The sequence below is a fragment of the Streptomyces sp. 2323.1 genome (genome assembly GCF_900221035.1).
Classification (GTDB): domain Bacteria; phylum Actinomycetota; class Actinomycetes; order Streptomycetales; family Streptomycetaceae; genus Streptomyces; species Streptomyces sioyaensis.
Map to the genome: position 1 here is coordinate 4,355,367 of NZ_LT907981.1, position 19,285 is coordinate 4,374,651.

18 protein-coding genes are annotated in these 19,285 nt (G+C 70.5%); 10 read left to right on the forward strand and 8 right to left on the reverse strand.

From position 1 onward, the window contains the following. The first annotated feature begins 50 nt into the window (after window positions 1–50). Genes CPH93_RS18615 through CPH93_RS18625 form a run of 3 tightly spaced genes read left to right on the forward strand, consistent with a single transcriptional unit; the run spans window position 51 to window position 4,065 of the window. Window positions 51–1,406, forward strand: coding sequence for a glutamyl-tRNA reductase (locus tag CPH93_RS18615; protein WP_096213501.1), 1,356 nt, complete (start codon window positions 51–53; stop codon window positions 1,404–1,406). Next, the gene (gene hemC / locus CPH93_RS18620; protein ID WP_096213502.1) at window positions 1,403–2,419 is read left to right on the forward strand and encodes a hydroxymethylbilane synthase; all 1,017 of its coding nucleotides are present in this window, start codon (window positions 1,403–1,405) and stop codon (window positions 2,417–2,419) included. Before CPH93_RS18615 ends, hemC begins: the two co-directional genes overlap by 4 nt. Further along, the gene (locus CPH93_RS18625) at window positions 2,416–4,065 is read left to right on the forward strand and encodes a uroporphyrinogen-III synthase (RefSeq protein ID WP_093483910.1); all 1,650 of its coding nucleotides are present in this window, start codon (window positions 2,416–2,418) and stop codon (window positions 4,063–4,065) included. The genes hemC and CPH93_RS18625 overlap by 4 nt, the downstream gene beginning before the upstream one ends. Window positions 4,066–4,121: 56 nt before the next feature. On the opposite strand, the gene CPH93_RS18630 is transcribed toward CPH93_RS18625, so the two are convergent. Beyond that, entirely contained in the window at window positions 4,122–4,328 is a 207-nt protein-coding gene (locus CPH93_RS18630) for a DUF397 domain-containing protein (RefSeq protein WP_093483909.1), read from the reverse strand. Beyond that, the gene (locus CPH93_RS18635; protein ID WP_093483908.1) at window positions 4,325–5,158 is read right to left on the reverse strand and encodes a helix-turn-helix domain-containing protein; all 834 of its coding nucleotides are present in this window, start codon (window positions 5,156–5,158) and stop codon (window positions 4,325–4,327) included. Before CPH93_RS18635 ends, CPH93_RS18630 begins: the two co-directional genes overlap by 4 nt. Window positions 5,159–5,316: 158 nt before the next feature. On the opposite strand from CPH93_RS18635, the gene CPH93_RS18640 reads away from it, so the two are divergent. The 4 genes from CPH93_RS18640 (at window position 5,317) to CPH93_RS18655 (ending at window position 8,346) form a co-directional block, all read left to right on the forward strand. Continuing rightward, window positions 5,317–5,784, forward strand: a complete 468-nt coding sequence (locus CPH93_RS18640) for an ATP-binding protein (RefSeq protein WP_443031395.1) — start codon at window positions 5,317–5,319, stop codon at window positions 5,782–5,784. Between the two features lie 337 nt (window positions 5,785–6,121). After that, window positions 6,122–6,946, forward strand: a complete 825-nt coding sequence (locus CPH93_RS18645; protein ID WP_331716926.1) for a helix-turn-helix domain-containing protein — start codon at window positions 6,122–6,124, stop codon at window positions 6,944–6,946. A gap of 77 nt (window positions 6,947–7,023) precedes the next feature. Continuing rightward, on the forward strand, window positions 7,024–8,013 hold the full coding sequence (hemB, locus tag CPH93_RS18650; RefSeq protein ID WP_096213504.1) for a porphobilinogen synthase: 990 nt from the start codon (window positions 7,024–7,026) through the stop codon (window positions 8,011–8,013). Between the two features lie 150 nt (window positions 8,014–8,163). Further along, window positions 8,164–8,346, forward strand: a complete 183-nt coding sequence (locus CPH93_RS18655) for a CsbD family protein (protein WP_093483905.1) — start codon at window positions 8,164–8,166, stop codon at window positions 8,344–8,346. A gap of 41 nt (window positions 8,347–8,387) precedes the next feature. Here the strand turns inward: CPH93_RS18655 and bla are convergent, their stop codons facing one another. Continuing rightward, window positions 8,388–9,305, reverse strand: coding sequence for a class A beta-lactamase (gene bla, locus CPH93_RS18660; RefSeq protein WP_096213505.1), 918 nt, complete (start codon window positions 9,303–9,305; stop codon window positions 8,388–8,390). 98 nt (window positions 9,306–9,403) lie between these two features. Beyond that, a complete protein-coding gene (gene argS, locus CPH93_RS18665; protein ID WP_093483903.1) occupies window positions 9,404–11,188 on the reverse strand; it encodes an arginine--tRNA ligase in 1,785 nt (594 codons plus the stop codon). A 175-nt stretch (window positions 11,189–11,363) separates the two neighbouring features. On the opposite strand from argS, the gene lysS reads away from it, so the two are divergent. Then, entirely contained in the window at window positions 11,364–13,091 is a 1,728-nt protein-coding gene (gene lysS / locus CPH93_RS18670) for a lysine--tRNA ligase (RefSeq protein WP_096213506.1), read from the forward strand. Between the two features lie 124 nt (window positions 13,092–13,215). After that, complete coding sequence (locus CPH93_RS18675) at window positions 13,216–13,419, forward strand: hypothetical protein (protein WP_096213507.1); 204 nt, start codon at window positions 13,216–13,218, stop codon at window positions 13,417–13,419. A gap of 59 nt (window positions 13,420–13,478) precedes the next feature. Here the strand turns inward: CPH93_RS18675 and CPH93_RS18680 are convergent, their stop codons facing one another. The 3 genes from CPH93_RS18680 to CPH93_RS18690 all read right to left on the reverse strand — a co-directional run bounded on the left by CPH93_RS18680 (window position 13,479) and on the right by CPH93_RS18690 (window position 16,852). Next, window positions 13,479–14,891 carry a DUF2637 domain-containing protein gene (locus CPH93_RS18680; protein WP_096215500.1) on the reverse strand — a complete coding sequence of 471 codons (1,413 nt, stop codon included), beginning with the start codon at window positions 14,889–14,891 and terminating at the stop codon, window positions 13,479–13,481. Window positions 14,892–15,028: 137 nt separating this feature from the next. After that, a complete protein-coding gene (locus CPH93_RS18685) occupies window positions 15,029–15,742 on the reverse strand; it encodes a DUF3558 domain-containing protein (RefSeq protein ID WP_093483900.1) in 714 nt (237 codons plus the stop codon). Between the two features lie 213 nt (window positions 15,743–15,955). Continuing rightward, window positions 15,956–16,852, reverse strand: a complete 897-nt coding sequence (locus tag CPH93_RS18690) for a hypothetical protein (RefSeq protein ID WP_093483899.1) — start codon at window positions 16,850–16,852, stop codon at window positions 15,956–15,958. Between the two features lie 162 nt (window positions 16,853–17,014). Here CPH93_RS18690 and CPH93_RS18695 point away from each other — a divergent pair, with 162 nt between their 5' ends. Continuing rightward, a complete protein-coding gene (locus tag CPH93_RS18695; protein ID WP_093483898.1) occupies window positions 17,015–18,208 on the forward strand; it encodes an RtcB family protein in 1,194 nt (397 codons plus the stop codon). Window positions 18,209–18,511: 303 nt separating this feature from the next. On the opposite strand, the gene CPH93_RS18700 is transcribed toward CPH93_RS18695, so the two are convergent. After that, a complete protein-coding gene (locus CPH93_RS18700) occupies window positions 18,512–19,270 on the reverse strand; it encodes an SDR family NAD(P)-dependent oxidoreductase (protein WP_093483897.1) in 759 nt (252 codons plus the stop codon). Window positions 19,271–19,285: the final 15 nt, after the last annotated feature.

Here is a 19,285-nt window from a genome sequence, read left to right on the forward strand (position 1 = left end):
GAAAGGTGCGTCACAGGCGAAGGCTGTACCTCGCGAAGCGAGGTGCGAGCATGAGTCTGCTGGTCGTCGGGCTGAGCCATCGCAGCGCGCCGGTGAGCGTGCTGGAGCGGGCCGCCCTCGTTCCGGAGGCGCGCGGCAAGCTGCTGCAGGACGCGGTGTCGGCCGAGCCGGTCACCGAGGCCTCGGTGCTCTCCACCTGCAACCGCATCGAGCTGTACGCCGACGTGGACAAGTTCCATGCCGGTGTCGCCGAGCTGTCCAACCTCCTGGCCCGGCACAGCGGCGCCGGTCTGGAGGAGCTGACCCCTTATCTGTACGTCCACTACGAGGACCGCGCCGTCCACCACCTCTTCTCGGTGGCCTGCGGCCTGGACTCGATGGTCGTCGGCGAGGGCCAGATCCTCGGGCAGATCAAGGACGCGCTGGCCGTCGCCCAGGAGCTGCACACCGCGGGCCGGCTGCTGAACGACCTGTTCCAGCAGGCCCTGCGGGTCGGCAAGCGGGCCCACAGCGAGACCGGTATCGACAAGGCCGGCCAGTCGCTGGTCACCTTCGGGCTGGAGCAGCTCGCGGCCGGCCGGGACGTCGAGAGCTGGGCGCACGGCAAGCGGGCGCTGGTCATCGGCGCCGGCTCGATGTCGTCGCTGGCCGCCACCACCCTCGTCCGGGCCGGTGTCGGTGAGCTGGCCATCGCCAACCGCACCGTCGAGCGGGCCGAGCGGCTCGTCCAGCTCCTCACCGAGCCGGGCGGACCGGGCGCGGCCACCGGCCTCGGCGCCCGCGCGGTGGCGATGACCTCGGTTCCGCAGGAGCTGGCGCTCGCCGACATCGTGGTGTCCTGCACCGGCGCGACCGGCCTGGTCCTCGCCGGTGAGATGGTCGCGGCCGCGCGCGAGGGGAACGCGGCGCCGCTGGCGCTGCTCGACCTCGCGATGCCGCGGGACATAGACGCCGCGGCGCACCGGATCGAGGGCGTGCACCTCGTCGACATCGAATCGCTGGCCGACGCGTCCGCGGACGCGCCGATGGCGGCCGACGTGGACAAGGTGCGCGGCATCGTCTCCGACGAGGTCGCCGCATTCGGCGCGGCCCAGCGGGCCGCGCACATCACCCCCACCGTGGTCGCCCTGCGGACCATGGCCGCGGACGTCGTCAGCAGCGAGATCGCCCGGCTCGACGGCCGCCTTCCCGACCTGGACGACAAGCAGCGCGCCGAGATCACCCAGACCGTGCGCCGGGTCGTCGACAAGCTGCTGCACGCGCCCACGGTGCGGGTCAAGCAACTCGCCAGCGAGCCCGGCGGCGCCGGGTACGCGGACGCACTGCGGGAACTGTTCGACCTCGACCCGGAGACGGTCGCCGCCGTCAGCCGGGCCGACACGCGTGATGCACGGGAGCGGGCATGAACGACAGCACCACAAGAGCGCTGCGGCTGGGCACCCGGCGCAGCAAGCTCGCCATGGCCCAGTCCGGGCAGGTCGCCGAGGCGGTCCGCGAGCTGACCGGCCGTCCCGTCGAGCTGGTGGAGATCACCACCTACGGCGACACCTCCCGGGAGCACCTCGCGCAGATCGGCGGCACCGGCGTGTTCGTCTCCGCGCTGCGCGACGCGCTGCTCAGCGGTGAGATCGACTTCGCCGTCCACTCGCTCAAGGACCTGCCCACCGCGCAGCCCGAGGACCTGACCCTTGCGGCCATCCCCGTACGGGAAGACCCTCGCGACGTGCTGATCGCCAGGAACGGGCTGACGTTTGAACAGCTGCCCGACGGCGCCAGGGTGGGGACAGGGTCCCCCCGTCGGATGGCGCAGCTCAACGCCTGGGCCAGGTCGCTGGGCCGGAGCGTGGAGGCCGTGCCGATACGCGGGAACATCGACACCCGCATCGGCTTCGTCGAAAAGGGCGAGCTGGACGCGGTCGTGCTGGCCGCCGCCGGACTCACCCGTATCGGCCGCATCGACGAGGCGACGCAGCTGCTGTCGCCCGACGTGGTTTTGCCCGCCCCCGGCCAGGGGGCACTGGCGATCGAGTGCGCTGCGGTCAACGCAGACCTCGCCGCACAGCTCGCCGAGCTCGACGACCCGGACACCCGGGCCGCCGTGACCGCCGAGCGCTCCCTGCTCGCCGCCCTGGAGGCCGGCTGTTCCGCACCTGTCGGAGCACTGGCCGACCTTTCCCCAAGCTCTCGACTTCGTTCGAGCGGGGGAGGCCCCACGGCTGACGAGCAGGCTGTCAACGAATTGCATCTGCGCGGTGTCGTCGGCACGACCGACGGCAGCACGCTGGTGCAACTGTCCACCACCGGGCACGCACCCGCCACTCCCGACGACGCGTCGGTCCCGCTCAAGCTGGGCCGTGAACTCGCCGCCGAGATGCTCGCAAAGGGTGCGGCCGGTCTTATGGGGGAGCGAGCACTTTGAACCCCACCGCCCCAAACCACTTCGCCTCCGGTCAGGTCACCTTCCTGGGTGCCGGGCCGGGAGACCCGGGCCTGCTGACGCTGCGTGCCGTCGAGGCGCTGGCCTCCGCGGACGTCTTGATCGCCGACCCGCAGGTGCTGGACGTCGTGCGCGTGCATGCCCGCGCACAGGTCGACACACCGCTGCAGGCGTCAGCTGACGAGGCATCAATCCCTGCGGACGTACCGGCGCTTCGCGACACCGCCAATCTTGTCATGGCAGCGGCCCGTGCGGGCAAGCGGGTCGTACGTGCCGTCACCGGGGACCCCGGCCTGGACGGGTACGTCGCCGAGGAGATGCTGGCCTGCGCTGCGGAGGGCATCGTCTTCGAGGTGGTGCCAGGTATCGCCGCGGCCGTCGGCGTGCCCGCGTACGCCGGGGTGCCGCTGCGGGACGCCCACGGCACCGATGTGCGGTTCATCGACGCCCGGACGGCCGATGAGCGCTGCTGGACCGAGGTCGGTGCCAGCGATGCCACCGCCGTGGTCTCCACCAGCCTCGACTCGGTGGCCGCGGCCGCCGGTGAGCTGGTGTCCGCCGGCCGCAAGCCGGACACCCCGCTGACCGTCACGGTCGCCGGCACCACCACCCGCCAGCGCACCTGGACCGCCACCCTCGGGTCGATCGCCCAGGTGCTGAAGGCGGCGAAGGTGCTGCCGTCGGCGGACGGCGGCCAGCCGGTCATAGCCGTGGTCGGTGAGCGCAGTGCCGCGGCCCAGCGCGAGCCGCTGTCGTGGTTCGAGTCCAAGCCGCTGTTCGGCTGGCGGGTGCTCGTACCGCGGACCAAGGAGCAGGCCGCTTCGCTCTCCGACCAGCTTGTTTCGTACGGCGCGGTGTCGCACGAGGTCCCCACGATCGCCGTCGAGCCGCCGCGCACCCCGCAGCAGATGGAGCGCGCGGTCAAGGGCCTGGTCACCGGCCGCTACGAGTGGATCGCCTTCACCTCGGTCAACGCCGTCAAGGCGGTCCGGGAGAAGTTCGAGGAGTACGGCCTGGATGCCCGGGCCTTCGCCGGGATCAAGGTCGCGGCGGTCGGCGAGCAGACCGCCAAGGCGCTGGTCGCCTTCGGTGTGAAGCCCGACCTGGTGCCGAGCGGCGAGCAGTCCGCCGCCGGGCTGCTGGAGGACTGGCCGCCCTACGACCCGGTCTTCGACCCGATCGACCGCGTCTTCCTGCCGCGGGCCGACATCGCCACGGAGACTCTCGTCGCCGGGCTCATCGAGCTGGGTTGGGAGGTCGACGACGTCACCGCCTACCGGACCGTGCGCGCGTCGCCGCCGCCGGCCGAGACGCGGGAAGCCATCAAGGGCGGCGGTTTCGATGCCGTTCTCTTCACGTCCTCGTCGACCGTGCGGAACCTCGTCGGCATCGCGGGCAAGCCGCACAACGTGACGGTGATTGCCTGTATTGGTCCGGCGACCGCCAAGACCGCTGAGGAGCACGGCCTGCGGGTGGACGTCATGTCGCCCGAGCCGTCGGTGCACAAGCTGGCCGAGGCGCTCGCGGACTTCGGGGCGGCGCGGCGCGATGCCGCGATCGAGGCCGGGGATCCGGTTACTCGGCCGAGCGAGCGGCGGCCTGGGTCGCGTCGGCGGGCTCGTAGCTGAGCGGAGCGGTAGTAGTACGGCTGGAAGGGCGCCTCTTTACGGGGCGCCCTTCTGCGTCACCGCTGGGCGGCGTACGGGAGGAACGCGGCCCAGGTGGTGGGAGCGAGGGTGAGGCGGGGGCCGTCGGGGTTTTTGGAGTCGCGGATGAGGACGCTGTCGGAAGCGGTCGCGACCTCGACGCACTCGCCCCCCTCGTCGCTGCTGTAGCTGCTCTTCGCCCAGTTCGGTTCGCGCTCGGTCCCGGAGCAAGGCTTGAGGGTCATGTCTCTTCCCGCACTTTCTCGATAAAGGCCAGTGACTCACGTGGTGTGAGAGCTTCCGCTCGGATGCTGCCATAACGCATGTCGAGCATCTGTACCTGTGGTGGTTCGGAGATCACTCGGCTGAGATGCTGGACCTCGGCGTGTGCGACCGTATCGCCCCCCTTCAGCCGGCGGAGGCTGAACGAACCGCTGAGACCTGGGTTCACTTCCCGTCCCAGTGGGAGTACTTGGAGGTCCACGTTCCGGAACTGACCTACCTCCAGCAACCGTTCGAGCTGCCTGCGCATCACCGGTTTGCCCCCGAGGGGGCGGCGCAGCGTCGACTCGCACTGAACAAAGCTGAAGATGGGCGGAGTCGCTGAACTGTCCAGGATCTTCTGGCGGGCCATGCGGCCCGCGACCCGCTCCTCGATTTCGCGTGGCGTGAAGAACGGGCGGCGGTTGCCGATGAGTGCTCGTGCGTACTCCTCGGTCTGCAGCAGGCCGTTGAAGACGGAGCTTTCGTAGCAGCACAGCTCGACCGACGCTGCCTCCAGCTTCGTCAGGTCCCGGACCTTCTTCGGATAGCGGACGAGTGCCACGTCCTCCTTCAGCGCGGAGAGCCGGCCACCGGCTCCCAGTACCTCGTCCGCCAGGTCCAGGTAATCCGGCTGGGGAACCCGGCGTCCGCGCTCCACCGCGGACACCGACTCCTCGCTGTACCCGATCGCTTTCCCGAATTCGGCCTGGGTGAGCCCGGCCGCCTCGCGCCACATCTTGAGCTGCCGCCCGACGATTTTCATCACGGCCCCGGCTTCCTCGTCCTCCGGACCCGTATCCCATTCGCTCATGCCTGACGTCCCTTCGCCTTGCTGACCATGTTCAACGTCCGTCGTCCGTGACAGCTACGCCGCACGGCCCGGACAAGAGCCGTACCGCCCCGGACAGTTGCCGCCTGTCCGGCTCCCGGTCCTTCGCAAAGTAGATACGCACGACCACGCTGTGTGACGTGAATCGGCGAATTACTCGAACCAGCAGTTCCGTTACCGGAATCGTGGCGGACCCCGCCCCGGCGCTCCGGTTCTCCGTACCGCTCTCCGCCACCCCCCGGGGAGCGCGGCTTGCGCGGCTTCTGGCCGTGGAGCAACTGGGGTCATGGGGGCTGCCCTTCGATCCGGCCCGGTTGCTCATCGCTGAGCTGGCGGCGAACGCGGTGTTGCACGGCCGCGTTGCCGGGCGGAGCTTTCGGCTCACCCTCGCCGTCGTGTCGTCCGCCACGCTCCGTATTGAAGTGACCGATACCCGCGGTGATCGGCTGCCCGTCCGTGCGCCGGACGGTGTCGGTCCGCTGGCCGAATCCGGGCGCGGGCTGTTGCTCGTCGCGGAGTTGGCGGATCGATGGGGCGTCGAGGAGGGGCCGGTGCCGTGCAAGACCGTATGGGCGGAGCTCGATCTCGGCCCGGTTGCTGAGGGCTGAACCGGAGCCCGGAGATGCGGGAGCCGGTGGGCCGGGCGGCGGTGCGGCGGGCGGTCAAAGACTAAGAACCCTGGGAGAGAACCCTCCAAACCCACCAAACCCCGTGTACGTCACTCGTGGGGGTGAACCGGCTCAACTCGGCTGGCGCGTAAGCGACTTGGGTAGGCAGGCTCGGGCCTGACCACCGCAGACATGCGACGGCCCCCGCCGGGACTGGCATCCCAATGCGAGGGCCTGACCACCAGAGGAAGACGAGACCTTCCCGATGGCTGAGCCAAAGCCTAGCGCCGCCGCGCGCCCGTATCCCCGTGTTCGGCGAACTGCCGCCCACAACGGTGTGACCCACATCCGGCCGTACCAGCCGGACCGGTACACGATCATCGGCAACCACCTCGCCCAGCACCGCGACCTGTCCCTGACCGCGATCGGGGTGGGCACCCACATCCTGTCGCTGCCCGAGGGCGCCTCGGTCGATATCCGTACTCTCGCGGCCCGCTTCCCCGAGGGGAGGGACCGGATCGCCTTCGCCCTAAGGGAGTTGGAGGCGCACGGCTATGTCGAGCGGGTGCGGGAGCGTACCGCCGAGGGCCGGGTGATCACGCGTACGTACGCGCATCACGCTCCTGCTGCCCCGGAGACAGCCGACGTCACGGGCCCTCGGCAGGGAGAAGCGGGCCCGTCGCCTGCCCCGGAGGAACCCCGCGCGCCGGAGCCGCCATCGGTGCCGGAGCCCGTCCCGGAAGCGTCTCCGGGCGCGCACCACCCCACGGCCCGCGCCCTCCTCGTGGCGCTGCGCCGTACCGATGATCGGCTCACGCTCCCCGAACGGGACGTCCGCCGCCTCGCCCCGGCTGTCGCCGCATGGTTCGAGAACGGTGCCACCACTGCGGCCGTGCACCGCACCCTGACCGCGGCCCTCCCGTCCGACCTGAAGAACCCGGCGGGGCTGCTCGCGCACCGCCTCCGGGAGTTGCTTCCGCCACCGCTGCCCGTAGGCCGTGAGACCCCACCGGGCTTCGGCGCGGGCGATCGTCGCGTACCCCTGCCACCCCCGTTCCAGACCTGCGACGGCTGCGACCGCGCGTTCCGTGCCCGGGAACCGGGGCGCTGCCGGGACTGCCGCGGTGAGCCGGTGTCCGGTGAGCCTGCTGTTGCGGCCTGAGGGGCCGGCTTTCGGACCCGTCCGCTCCGACTACCCGTCGGCAAAGGCAGGGGCAAAGCGGGCGTAGCGTGGTCGGTATGACGAAGTACGGAAGCTTCCCAGGGGCGCGGCCGCGGCGCCTGCGCACCACCCCCGCCATGCGGCGGATGGTCGCGGAGCACCGGCTGCACCCGGCGGATCTGATCCTGCCCGCGTTCGTGCGGGAGGGGATCAGCGAGCCGGTGCCGATCTCCGCGATGCCGGGCGTCGTCCAGCACACCCGCGACACGCTGCGGAAGGCCGCCGTGGAGGCGGTCGAGGCCGGGGTCGCCGGGATCATGCTGTTCGGGGTGCCCGAGGACGCCAAGAAGGACGCCGCCGGCACTGCGGGCACCGATCCGGACGGCATCCTTCAGGTCGCCATCCGGGACGTGAGGGCCGAGGTGGGCGACGACCTCGTCATCATGTCGGACCTGTGCCTGGACGAGTACACCGATCACGGCCACTGCGGAGTCCTGGACGCGGCGGGCCGGGTCGACAACGACGCGACGCTGGAGCGCTACGCCGAGATGGCGCAGGTGCAGGCCGATGCGGGCGTCCACGCGGTGGGCCCCAGCGGGATGATGGACGGCCAGGTCGGTGTGGTCAGGGACGCCCTGGACCAGACCGGGCACGAGGACGTGTCGATCCTCGCCTACACCGCCAAATACTCCTCCGCCTTTTACGGGCCCTTCCGGGAGGCCGTCGGCTCCTCGCTCAAGGGCGACCGGAAGACCTACCAGCAGGACCCGGCCAACCTCCGTGAGTCGCTGCGCGAGCTGGCGCTCGACCTCGACGAGGGCGCCGACATGGTGATGGTCAAGCCGGCGCTGCCGTACCTGGACGTGCTCGCGAAGATCGCGGAGTCGGTGGACGTCCCCGTCGCCGCGTACCAGATCTCCGGTGAGTACGCGATGATCGAAGCGGCCGCCGAGAAGGGCTGGATCGACCGCGACAAGGCGATCATGGAGGCGCTGACCGGCATCAAGCGGGCCGGGGCGAACATGATCCTGACGTATTGGGCGACGGAGGTTGCGCGGGGTCTGTGAGGCGCCCGGCGCATCGTTCGCCGCTGTTCTGCTCCCGCCCCCGGACTCCGGGGGCGGGGGCTTTGTCGTATCCCTCAAGTTTTGTCCGCTGCCTGCCGGGCACGGACCGGTTGTCAAGGCAGACCCCGACCGACCGAGGAGCGGGTAACCATGACTGCCAAGCGCAAGATGCAGGCCAAGGGCGCCCAGGTCATCGGCGCCATGAAGGAAGTCGTCGGCCGGGCCACGCACAACCGCAAGCTCCAGGCCGAGGGGAAGGCCGAGAAGTCCGCCGGGCACGGGCTGGACGCGAGCGAGAAGGCCAAGGACGCGGTGCGTAAGCGCTGGCCCTGACCGTCTCCGCGGGCCGGGGCTCCGGCGGACCTCCTGCGGGCTCAGCCCGTCACGGCCTGCGCGAGCACCCTTGTCACGTCCGCGACGAGCGGATCGTCGGGGGTCGCTGCCTGCTGTGCCTTGCCCGTCAGCACGGCCAGCACGATCGGGGTGCCGTCCGGGGTCCAGGCCACCCCCACGTCGTTGCCGGTGCCGTACGAGCCGGTGCCCGTCTTGTCGGCGAGGGTCCAGTCCCGGGGCAGTCCGGCGCGGAAGCGGTCCGTATTGGTTTCGTTGGCCTTCATCCATGCCGTCAGCCGGGCCCGGTCGGCGGGTGTGAGGGCGTCGCCCAGGAGCAGCCGGGTGTAGGTGCGGGCGATGGCGGCGGGGGTGGTGGTGTCCGTCGTGCGCCAGGGCTCGGCCGAGTTCAGGTCCGGCTCCCAGCGGTCGAGGCGGGTGGTGCGGTCGCCGAGGGAGCGGGCGAAGGCGGTGACGGCGGTGGGGCCGCCGAGGGCGCGCAGCAGGAGGTTGGCGGCGGTGTTGTCGCTGCGTTGGAGGGCGGCGGCGCACAGCTCGGCGATCGTCATGCCGGTGGCGAGGTGCTTGCTGGTGACGGGGGAGTTGGCCACGAGGTCGGCGTCGGTGTAGTGGACGCGGCGGGCCAGCGTCTCCCCGTGGTGGTCGAGATCGCGCAACACCGCCCCTCCGGCGAGGGTCTTGAAGACCGAGCAGAGCGGGACGCGGGTGTCGGCGCGGTAGGCGACCGTGGCGCCGGTGACGGTGTTGTGGGCGTAGGCGCCGACCCGCGCCCGGTTGGCCCGCTCCAGACGGCGTAGGGCCGCATGGGCGTCCTCGGTCCGTCCCTTCGCGGCGGCGGGCGTGGTGGAACCCGCCAGCAGACCGGCCGTCAACAGGCCGGCCCCCGCCCCGAGTAGAGCCCGCCGCGTCGGCACGGCGGGCGTCCCCTTGCTCTCGTACATCGCTGAACCTTGCCCCTTCCCTGGAAAAAACGGAGCGGCCCCGTACAACAGCTGCGCTGTACGGGGCCGTTCCGGTCGGAGCCTAGGGGACTTCGGGCTCAGAGGCGCTCGGGAGTACGGATTCCGAGCAGGGCCATGCCCTGGTGGAGGGTGCGGCCGGTCAGATCGACGAGGAAGAGACGGTTCTCGACCACCTCGACCGGGTTGTCGGCGCTGATGACCTGGCACTTCTCGTAGAACGCGGTGAGGTGGGAGGCGAGCTGGTACAGGTACGCGGCCAAGCGGTGCGGCTCGAAGGACGTCGCGGCCTCCGCGAGGACCTCGCCGAACTGGTCGAGATGCAGGCCCAGCGCCCGCTCCGCCGGGGCCAGCGGCAGCTCCGGGTGGGCGGCGGGACGGTGCTCGCCGGCCTTGCGCTTGATGGACTGGATCCGGGCGTAGGCGTACTGGAGGTAGACGGAGGTGTCGCCGTTGAGCGACACCATCTGGTCCAGGTCGAACTTGTAGTCCCGCGAGGCCGAGGTCGACAGGTCGGCGTACTTCACCGCGCCGATGCCGACCTGGGCGCCGTTCTCGATGATCTCCTGCTCGGTCAGGCCGACCTTCTCCGCCTTGTCCCGCACCACGGTCGTCGCCCGCTCGACCGCCTCGTCGAGGAGGTCCACCAGCCGCACCGTCTCGCCGGCACGGGTCTTGAACGGCTTGCCGTCCTTGCCCAGGACCGTGCCGAAGGCCAGCTGCACGGCGCGGGTCTTGTCGTCCAGCCAGCCGGCCCGCCGGGCGGTCTCGAAGACCATCTTGAAGTGCAGCGACTGCCGGACGTCGACGACGTACAGCAGGGTGTCGGCGGAGAGGTTGTGGACCCGGTCGCGGATCGCCGAGAGGTCGGTGGCGGCGTAGCCGTAGCCGCCGTCGGACTTCTTGACGATCAGCGGGACGGGGTTGCCGTCCGGGCCCTTGACGTCGTCGAAGAACACACAGAGGGCACCCTCGGAGCGCACCGCGACGCCGGACTCCTCCAGCAGCCGGCAGGTCTCCTCCAGCATGTCGTTGTAGCCGGACTCGCCGACGATGTCGGGGTCGCGGATGTCCATGTCGAGCTTGTTGAAGACCGAGTAGAAGTAGATCTTCGACTCGTCCACGAACCGCTGCCACATGGCCAGCGTCTCCTCGTCGCCCGCCTGGAGGTCGACGACCCGGCGCCGGGCGCGCTCCTTGAACTCCTCGTCGGAGTCGAAGAGCGCACGCGAGGCCTTGTAGAGGCGGTTGAGGTTGGACGCCGCCTCCTCGCCGGAGATCTCGGCGCTCTCGCCGCCCTTGTGGTCCAGCTCGTGCGGGTGCTCGATGAGGTACTGGATGAGCATGCCGAACTGGGTGCCCCAGTCGCCGATGTGGTGCCGGCGGATCACCTTCTCGCCGGTGAACTCCAGGATCTCGACCATGGCCGCACCGATGACCGCCGACCGCAGATGGCCGACGTGCATCTCCTTGGCCACGTTGGGCTGGGCGTAGTCGATCACGGTCGTACCGGCGCCGTCGGCGTACGGCACGCCCAGGCGGTCGTCGGCGGCGCGCGCGGCGAGGGTCTCGATGATCGCCTCGTCGGCGACGGTGATGTTGAGGAAGCCGGGGCCGGAGACCTCGATCTCCTTGATCACGGCACCGCTCTCACCGGCCGGAATACCGGCCACGACCTGCGCGGCCAGCTCCCGGGGGTTGCCCTTGAGCTTCTTCGCCAGCGCCAGCATGCCGTTGGCCTGGAAGTCGGCCCGGTCGCTTCGTCGCAGCAGCGGGTCGGCGGCGCCGGCCTCCGGCAGGGCTGCCGAGAGGGCGTCCGCGACGCGCTGATGGACCGAAGCTGCGAGGGAAGTGACCGAGGCCATGGAGAGGTGCTCTCTTCCAGAAGGGAGGTGTCGTTGGAGTGGAAAGGGTTTGCCAATGAGTATCCCACGGCACTACCACTGATTTTCCGTCTGGGACAATGGGCACCGTCAGGCTTTTGCGCGTCTGCGCGCAGGACGGCGCAACGAGGATCATCCGGAAGAGGAAGGGCCGATCGTGGCTCAGCAGAGCACCGAGACCGACTGGGTCTCCAGGTTCGCGGACGAGGTCATTGCCGAGGCGGAGCGCCGCGCCCCCGGCAAACCAGTCGTCTGCGCCTCGGGCCTGAGTCCGTCCGGCCCGATCCACCTCGGCAACCTCCGTGAGGTCATGACCCCGCATCTCGTCGCCGACGAGATCCGCCGCCGCGGGTACGAGGTCCGTCACCTCATCTCCTGGGACGACTACGACCGCTACCGCAAGGTGCCGGAAGGCGTGCCGGGCGTCGACAAGGAGACCTGGACCCAGCACATCGGCAAGCCGCTGACCTCGGTGCCGGCCCCGGCCGGCTCGGCGTACCCGAACTGGGCGGAGCACTTCAAGGCCGCCATGAGCGAGGCGCTCGCCGAGCTGGGCGTCGAGTACGACGGCATCAGCCAGACCGCGCAGTACACCTCCGGCGTCTACCGCGAGCAGATCCTGCACGCGATGAAGCACCGCACGGACATCGACGCGATCCTCGGTCAGTACCGCACGAAGAAGGCGCCGGCCAAGAAGTCGCAGAAGCCCGTGGACGAGGCCGAGCTGGAGGCCGCGGAGGGCTCGGGCGCGGCCAGCGAGGACGACGGCAGCGGCGGCTCGGCCGGCTACTTCCCGTACAAGCCCTACTGCGGGCAGTGCGAGAAGGACCTCACGACGGTCACCTCGTACGACGACGAGACCACCGAGCTGGTCTACACCTGCACGGAGTGCGGCTTCGGTGAGACGGTCCGGCTGAGCGAGTTCAACCGCGGCAAGCTGGTCTGGAAGGTCGACTGGCCGATGCGGTGGGCCTATGAGGGCGTGATCTTCGAGCCGTCCGGCGTCGACCACTCCTCGCCCGGCTCGTCCTTCGTCGTCGGCGGCCAGATCGTCCGCGAGATCTTCGACGGCGCCCAGCCGATCGGCCCGATGTACGCCTTCGTCGGCATCAGCGGCATGGCCAAGATGTCCTCGTCGCGCGGCGGGGTGCCGACGCCGGGCGATGCGCTGAAGATCATGGAGGCGCCGCTGCTGCGCTGGCTGTACGCGCGCCGCCGGCCCAACCAGTCCTTCAAGATCGCCTTCGACCAGGAGATCCAGCGGCTCTACGACGAGTGGGACAAGCTGGAGTCCAAGGTCGCGGAGGGCACCGCACTGCCGGCCGACGCCGCCGCGCACTCCCGCGCGGCCCGCACCGCCGCCGGTGAGCTGCCGCGCACCCCGCGCCCGCTGCCGTACCGCACGCTCGCCTCGGTCGCGGACATCACCGCCGGCCATGACGAGCAGACGCTGCGGATCCTCAGCGAGCTGGACCCGGCCAACCCCGTCACGTCCCTGGACGAGACCCGGCCGCGGCTCGACAAGGCCGAGCACTGGATCAACACCCAGGTCCCGGCCGAGCAGCGCACCATCGTCCGCGACGAGCCGGACGAGGAGCAGCTCGCCACCCTCGACGAGCAGGCCCGCGGCTCGCTGCGGCTGCTGCTCGACGGTCTCGACACGCACTGGTCGCTGGACGGGCTGACCACGCTGGTCTACGGCGTGCCGAAGGTCCAGGCGGGCCTGGAGCCGGACGCCAAGCCGACGCCGGAGCTGAAGGTCGCCCAGCGCGCCTTCTTCGCCCTGCTCTACCACCTGCTCGTCGGGCGGGACACCGGGCCGCGGCTGCCCACCCTGCTGCTGGCCGTCGGCGCCGACCGGGTGCGCAAGCTGCTCGGCGGATGACGGGCCGTCGGAGCGCCATTGCCGGGGAGTCGTAGACATCCCGGCACGGTCTCCGACCGAGGGATGAGAAGGGATTGGCCCCGGGGACGAGGACTCCCGGGGCCGGCTCCTGCACGCTGAAGCCATGAGGGGATTCTTAGGCTTCATCATCATGATTCAGGGCGCGATGGACTTCATCGGGCAGACGTTCTTCGACCGCGCCTGGGGGCTGCTGCCGCACTTCTTCGATCTGCCGACGGTCTGCTACCTGCTGCTGTTCGCGGCCGGTGTGGCGCTGATCGCCTGGGGCGAAGTGGACAGGAAGCGGAAGCAAGAGCAGCAGGGGTAGGCGGGGCCGGGGGCTCCGTAGAGGCTGAGGGCTTCGTAGGGCCTGCCGGGGGGCAGGCCCTACGGAATGTGTTCGGTCTCCATCTCCGTGCGGAGCCGCAGCTGGAAGTCGCGGATGAACCCGCGGAGGTAGCCCTCGCTCAGCGGCCCGCCGTCCCGGCCGGTGGCTCCGTAGGAGTTCAGCAGGAAGCGGCCGAACTGCCGGGTGTCGGGGAAGGCGTTCTTCTCCGCTACGTACGTCCGGTAGGCGGAGTAGTACGCCTCCTCGCGGGGGACGTCGTCGGGGAGTGCCGAGAGGACGGGCAACTCGTCGGGGTCTGGGGGGAGTTGGGGTTCTGGGGTTGGTCCGGGAGCCGGTTCGGGGGCGTGGCCGCGTTGCTCGGGGAACGGCGGGGGGCTGCCTGCGCTGCCCAGGGGGCGGCTTCGGCCGGGGCCTACCGGGACGGTCAACTGGGGGGTGGCCGGGGGGTGTTCGGGGTTGGGGGCTGTGTCGTAGGCGGGTGCGGCTTGGGTCGCCGGGAGCGGTTCGGGGGCTGCGGCCGCGTGTGCGGGCTCGTGTTCCGGGTGCTGGGGCGGGAGGCCGTCTGTGGTTGTGGCGGGGGTGTCACCTACGGGGTAGGGGGAGCTCTCCCGTCCGGGTGCCGTGTCCCGTACGGGTGTTGCGTCCCCTACGGGTGCTGCGTCCCCTAGTTGTGCCGAGGTGCCCGCCGACATCGTGGCCGTCCGCTGGTCGAGGGCGGGTTGTGGGGCGCCGGTCGCGTACGGCGCGCCGGATGGCAGCGGTGACGCGGCGGCCGGCAGCTCGATGCCCGCCGCGGAGAGCCCGGCCGGTGCGGTCTTCGCCAGGGGTACGCCGTACCGGGCCAGCCGCAGTGGCATCAGCGCATCGACGGGGGCGCGGCGGCGCCAGGCGCGTCCGTAGCGGGCGCGCAGCCGGGCCTGGTAGACGAGGCGGTCCTGTTCCAGCTGGATGACCTCGTCGTAGGAGCGCAGTTCCCACAGCTTCATCCGGCGCCACAGCCGGAAGGTGGAGGGGAAGGCGAGCAGCCAGCGGGTGAGCCGGACGCCCTCCATGTGCTTGTCGGCCGTGATGTCGGCGATCCGGCCGATCGCATGCCGGGCGGCCTCCACGGCCACCACGAACAGCAGCGGGATCACCGCGTGCATCCCGACGCCCAGCGCGTCCGGCCAGGCCGCCGCCCCGTTGAAGGCGATGGTGGCCGCGGTCAGCAGCCAGGCCGTCTGGCGCAGCAGCGGGAACGGGATCCGGATCCAGGTGAGCAGCAGGTCCAGTGCCAGCAGCACCACGATCCCGGCGTCGATCCCGATCGGGAAGACGACCGAGAAGCCGCCGAATCCTTTCTTCTCGGCCAGTGCGCGCACCGCCGCGTACGAGCCGGTGAACCCGATGGCCGCGATCAGGGCAGCCCCGGCGATGACCACACCGATCAGGATGCGGTGGGTACGAGTCAACTGCGCCGTCTGCGTCGCGGACACCCGCGGTCCCTCCCCGGCTCGGCGAAATGGCGCGCCTAGCGTGGCACACCCTCGATTCCGGGCCGGTGGAGGGTTAGGCCCTGTCGCCAGGGTCTAGGGCGGCCCCGGTGCGGTCAGCCCTTGGGCTTGGTGGCGGAGGCGACGGCTTCCTTGGCGGCGGCCTGGACCTGCTTGAGCAGATCGGCGCCCTTGGGGGCGTCCGCGCCGGCCAGACCGGCACCGTTGTAGTTGATCGTGACGACGATGTTGGAGTCGCGGGCGACGACCGTGGTGTTCTTGAAGTCGTTGCCCTCCTTCTTCACGTCGTAGCTGATCGCGGTCGCCTCGTCGCCGGTGCCGGAGGTCTTGACGGCCGACAGCTTCTTGGCGCCCTTGGTGTCCTTCGCCTCGCTGACCTGCTTGGCGTAGAAGTCCGTGGCGCGCTGCTCGCCGGAGCCGACGCCGGGGTCGGAGTCGTAGCGCTGGTAGCCGATGTCCAGCCAGCGGAACTGGGTGCCGTCGACACCGTTCTCGTCGGAGCTGGTCCACGAGCAGGTGCCGTGGGCGGCGTTGTCCGAGGAGGTGCCCCGGTCCCCGGAGGCGTCCTTCACCTTGGGCAGCATCTTCTTGATGGTGCCCTTGGAGAACGCCTGGCACGGGTTCGGCAGGCTCTTGTACTTCGCGGGCGCGACGGAGGGCGCGGAGGAATTGCCGGAGCTGCTGGAGGGGGCGGAGGCGGAGGCGTCACCGGAGCCGGCGCTGTCCGAGCCGGAGCAGCCGGCGACGAGCAGCACCGGAACTGCTGCGCAGGTGAGAAGGCTGGCGAGTCGCTTGGCTGAACGGTGCATGGTTCCTTCGCTGTTCGTCGTCGGGTCGGCCGCTGGTCGTCCTCGGGTCGGCGTGGCCGGCCGTAGGGCTGCCCGTCCCTTCTGTGGGCAGGGCTAGACGGCACGGTACGCGGCGCGGCGGGGTGGGTGACCGATTCCTGTCGATGAGAGCGCAGCTCAAAACGGGCGCTTCTTCGCCTTGTGTGGCGAGTCGGTCAAGGCGTGCGATCCGGACTATTCGCTGAGGTTGTCGGCGAGGTCACCGGCCAGCGAACGGGCCTTGTCCTGCAGTTCCTGGCTGTCGGGCAACATCGTCTTGTCCGTGGACCACTGGTCGTACGTGAGTGTCACGATGACATTCGACGTGCGAAAGACCACAGTGACGTCCCGGTGTACTCCGGAGTCCGCTGTGACCAATTTGTCATTGAGGAAGGCCGCGTCCGCGAGGCCGTCCAGGACGCGGGGGGCGGTCGAGCCGCTCGGCTCCGCGCTCGGGTCAGAACTCGGGTCGGAGCTCGGCGAGGGGCTGCCGGACGGCGCCTTCCCCTTCGGACTCGAGGCGCCGTTCGGGACGGCTCCGGTGCCCTTGTCCTTGCCGTTGTCCTGGCCCTTCTCCTTGTCCTTCGAGGTGGACGGGGACGACGCGGCGGGCGACGGGGAGCCGGCGCCGGACGGTATCTGCGCGGCCAGCTCCTTCTTGTCGTAGATCCCCTGCGCCTTGTCGTCATCGCTGACGGCGCCGTCGTACGACACCACGCGCTGGATGTCGAGGCCGATGTGGCGGGTGCCGGCGGTGGTCTCGCGGGTCCAGCGGCAGCCGACGCGGCGGTCGGTGTCATAGGTGATGTCGGCCGTGCCGCCGTAGACCTTGTCGGCCTCGGCGCTCGACAGCGGCTGGCCGTCGCCGGGCAGCATGCCGCGGATGGCGCTGCGCGAGGGCAGACCGCAGGCCTCGGGGAGGGTCTGGTAGCGGCCCGGTTCGGCGGCGGGGTTCGAGCTGGCGGCGCCGCCGTCCTTGGCGTCGGCGTCGCTGCCGTCCGGGCCGGAGCCGCCGGTGCAGCCGGTGAGGCCGACGGCCAGTGCCGCGGCCGCGACCAGTGCGGCACCGGGTACGAACGATTTGCGTGGCATCGCTCGCGGCTCCTTCCCCTGGGAAATCTGGTTGCCGCCGGTCGGCGGCCGATGGACACAATGTCTATCGCACGTCTTGCCGCCCACGCCGGTTCGGCGTCCAAGATCGGATAACTTGTCCGGCTTTTGCGTTTTTCATAAATTCGGGGGAATGAGGAAGTTATGTCCTACGTCGAGGTGCCTGGTGCCCAGGTTCCGATCCGGATGTGGACGGACCCGGCCGGGGTCGAGGACGTAGCCATGCAGCAGCTGCGCAATGTCGCCACCCTGCCGTGGATCAAGGGCCTGGCCGTGATGCCGGATGTCCACTACGGCAAGGGCGCCACGGTCGGTTCGGTGATCGCCATGCGCGGCGCGGTCTGCCCGGCGGCGGTCGGTGTAGACATCGGCTGCGGGATGAGCGCGGTGAAGACCTCGCTCACCGCCAATGACCTGCCCGGCGATCTGTCCCGGTTCCGCGCGAAGATCGAGCAGGCCATTCCGGTGGGCCGCGGGATGCATGACGACCCGGTCGACCTCGGGCGGCTGCACGGCTTCCCGACGTCGGGGTGGGAGGACTTCTGGGCGCGGTTCGGTGGCGTGGCCGAGGCGGTCAGGTTCCGGCAGGAGCGGGCGACCAAGCAGATGGGGTCGCTCGGGAGCGGCAACCACTTCATCGAGTTCTGCCTCGATGACGACGGTGCGGTGTGGCTGATGCTGCACTCCGGCTCCCGGAACATCGGCAAGGAGCTCGCCGAGTTCCACATGGGACAGGCGCAGAAGCTGCCGCACAACCAGGGCCTGATCGACCGCGATCTCGCCGTCTTCATCGCGGACACCCCGCAGATGGCGGCGTACCGCAACGACCTGTTCTGGGCGCAGGAGTACGCCAAGTACAACCGGGCCGTGATGATGGCGCTGTTCCAGGACGTGGTCCGCAAGGAGTTCAAGAAGGCCAGGCCGGTGTTCGAGCCGGTGATCTCCTGCCACCACAACTATGTGGCGGAGGAGCGCTACGACGGCATGGACCTGCTGGTGACCCGTAAGGGCGCGATCCGGGCGGGCAGCGGCGAGTTCGGCATCATCCCGGGCTCGATGGGCACCGGCTCGTACATCGTCAAGGGCCTGGGGAACGCCGCGAGCTTCCAGTCCGCCTCCCACGGCGCCGGCCGCAAGATGAGCCGGAACGCCGCGAAGAAGCGGTTCTCCACGCGGGATCTGCTGGAGCAGACGCGGGGTGTGGAGTGCCGTAAGGACTCCGGGGTGATCGATGAGATCCCGGGCGCCTACAAGCCGATCGAGAAGGTCATGGAGCAGCAGCGGGACCTGGTCGAGGTGGTTGCTCATCTCAAGCAGGTGGTTTGTGTGAAGGGGTGAGGTCGGCCCTTCACGTGATCGATCGGCCCCGGACCGGTTTGCGGTCCGGGGCTTTTTGCCGCCCCTCTCCGGTGTGACGCCGAGAGGGGCTGAGTGCGGGAGGGACGGACAGTGCGGCGCGGCGCGTGGGTGCGCCGCGCCGTTGTCTATGTGCTGCTGGGTCGCATGGCTGTGGGGTCGCGGGGCTTGTCGGGCCGCTGGCCGTCGGGTGGCTGGGGCCGGGCCGCTGGGTGGTCGGGCCGCCCGGCCGCTGGGCCGTCGGGTCGCGCCCCGGGCTTGCTGCGCCGGGCCGCCGCCCCGGGCTCAGCTCGTGCGGTGGACCTTGGAGTTGGAGGCCTGGGCGCGGGGGCGGACCACCAGGAGGTCGATGTTGACGTGGGCGGGGCGGGTGATGGCCCAGGCGACGGTGTCGGCGACGTCCTCCGCGGTGAGCGGCTGGTCGACGCCCTCGTAGACCTTGGCGGCCTTGGCGGTGTCGCCGCGGAAGCGGGTGGTGGCGAACTCGTCGGTCCGGACCATGCCCGGGGCGACCTCGATGACGCGCACCGGCTCGCCGCACAGCTCCAGACGGAGGGTCTCGGCGATGACGTGCGCGCCGTGCTTGGCCGCGACATAACCGCCGCCGCCCTCGTAGGTGCCGTGGCCCGCGGTGGAGGACAGCACGACGACGGTGCCGTCGCCGGAGGCGGTGAGCGAGGGCAGCAGCGCCTGAGTCATATGGAGCACGCCCAGCACATTGACCTCGTACATGGCGCGCCAGTCGGCGGGGTCACCGGTGGCGACCGGCTCCGCGCCCAGCGCCCCGCCGGCGTTGTTGACCAGGACGTCGATGGAGGGGTAGCGGTCGAGAGCGGCCGCGAAGGCGTCGACGGCGGCGCGGTCGGTGACGTCGAGCGCGTAGGCCTCCGCGTGCGGCAGCTCGGCGGCGAGCGCCTCGATGCGGTCCTTGCGGCGGGCGGTGAGCACCACGTGATAGCCGGCCGCGGCCAGCGCTCGGGCGGTGGCCGCGCCGATGCCGCTGCTCGCTCCGGTGACGACGGCGGTACGGGCCTCGGCGGTCATGGCACTCTCCTCGGG

Excerpts from the sequence above, each read along its gene's own strand:
- hemB (WP_096213504.1), top strand. The coding sequence starts at position 7,024 with ATGACGAAGTACGGAAGCTTCCCAGGGGCGCGGCCGCGGCGCCTGCGC.
- bla (WP_096213505.1), bottom strand. The coding sequence starts at position 9,305 with ATGTACGAGAGCAAGGGGACGCCCGCCGTGCCGACGCGGCGGGCTCTA.
- CPH93_RS18685 (WP_093483900.1), bottom strand. The coding sequence starts at position 15,742 with ATGCACCGTTCAGCCAAGCGACTCGCCAGCCTTCTCACCTGCGCAGCA.
- CPH93_RS18655 (WP_093483905.1), top strand. The coding sequence starts at position 8,164 with ATGACTGCCAAGCGCAAGATGCAGGCCAAGGGCGCCCAGGTCATCGGC.
- CPH93_RS18690 (WP_093483899.1), bottom strand. The coding sequence starts at position 16,852 with ATGCCACGCAAATCGTTCGTACCCGGTGCCGCACTGGTCGCGGCCGCG.
- argS (WP_093483903.1), bottom strand. The coding sequence starts at position 11,188 with ATGGCCTCGGTCACTTCCCTCGCAGCTTCGGTCCATCAGCGCGTCGCG.
- CPH93_RS18635 (WP_093483908.1), bottom strand. The coding sequence starts at position 5,158 with ATGAGCGAATGGGATACGGGTCCGGAGGACGAGGAAGCCGGGGCCGTG.
- hemC (WP_096213502.1), top strand. The coding sequence starts at position 1,403 with ATGAACGACAGCACCACAAGAGCGCTGCGGCTGGGCACCCGGCGCAGC.
- CPH93_RS18615 (WP_096213501.1), top strand. The coding sequence starts at position 51 with ATGAGTCTGCTGGTCGTCGGGCTGAGCCATCGCAGCGCGCCGGTGAGC.
- CPH93_RS18700 (WP_093483897.1), bottom strand. The coding sequence starts at position 19,270 with ATGACCGCCGAGGCCCGTACCGCCGTCGTCACCGGAGCGAGCAGCGGC.
- CPH93_RS18675 (WP_096213507.1), top strand. The coding sequence starts at position 13,216 with ATGAGGGGATTCTTAGGCTTCATCATCATGATTCAGGGCGCGATGGAC.
- CPH93_RS18695 (WP_093483898.1), top strand. The coding sequence starts at position 17,015 with ATGTCCTACGTCGAGGTGCCTGGTGCCCAGGTTCCGATCCGGATGTGG.
- CPH93_RS18630 (WP_093483909.1), bottom strand. The coding sequence starts at position 4,328 with ATGACCCTCAAGCCTTGCTCCGGGACCGAGCGCGAACCGAACTGGGCG.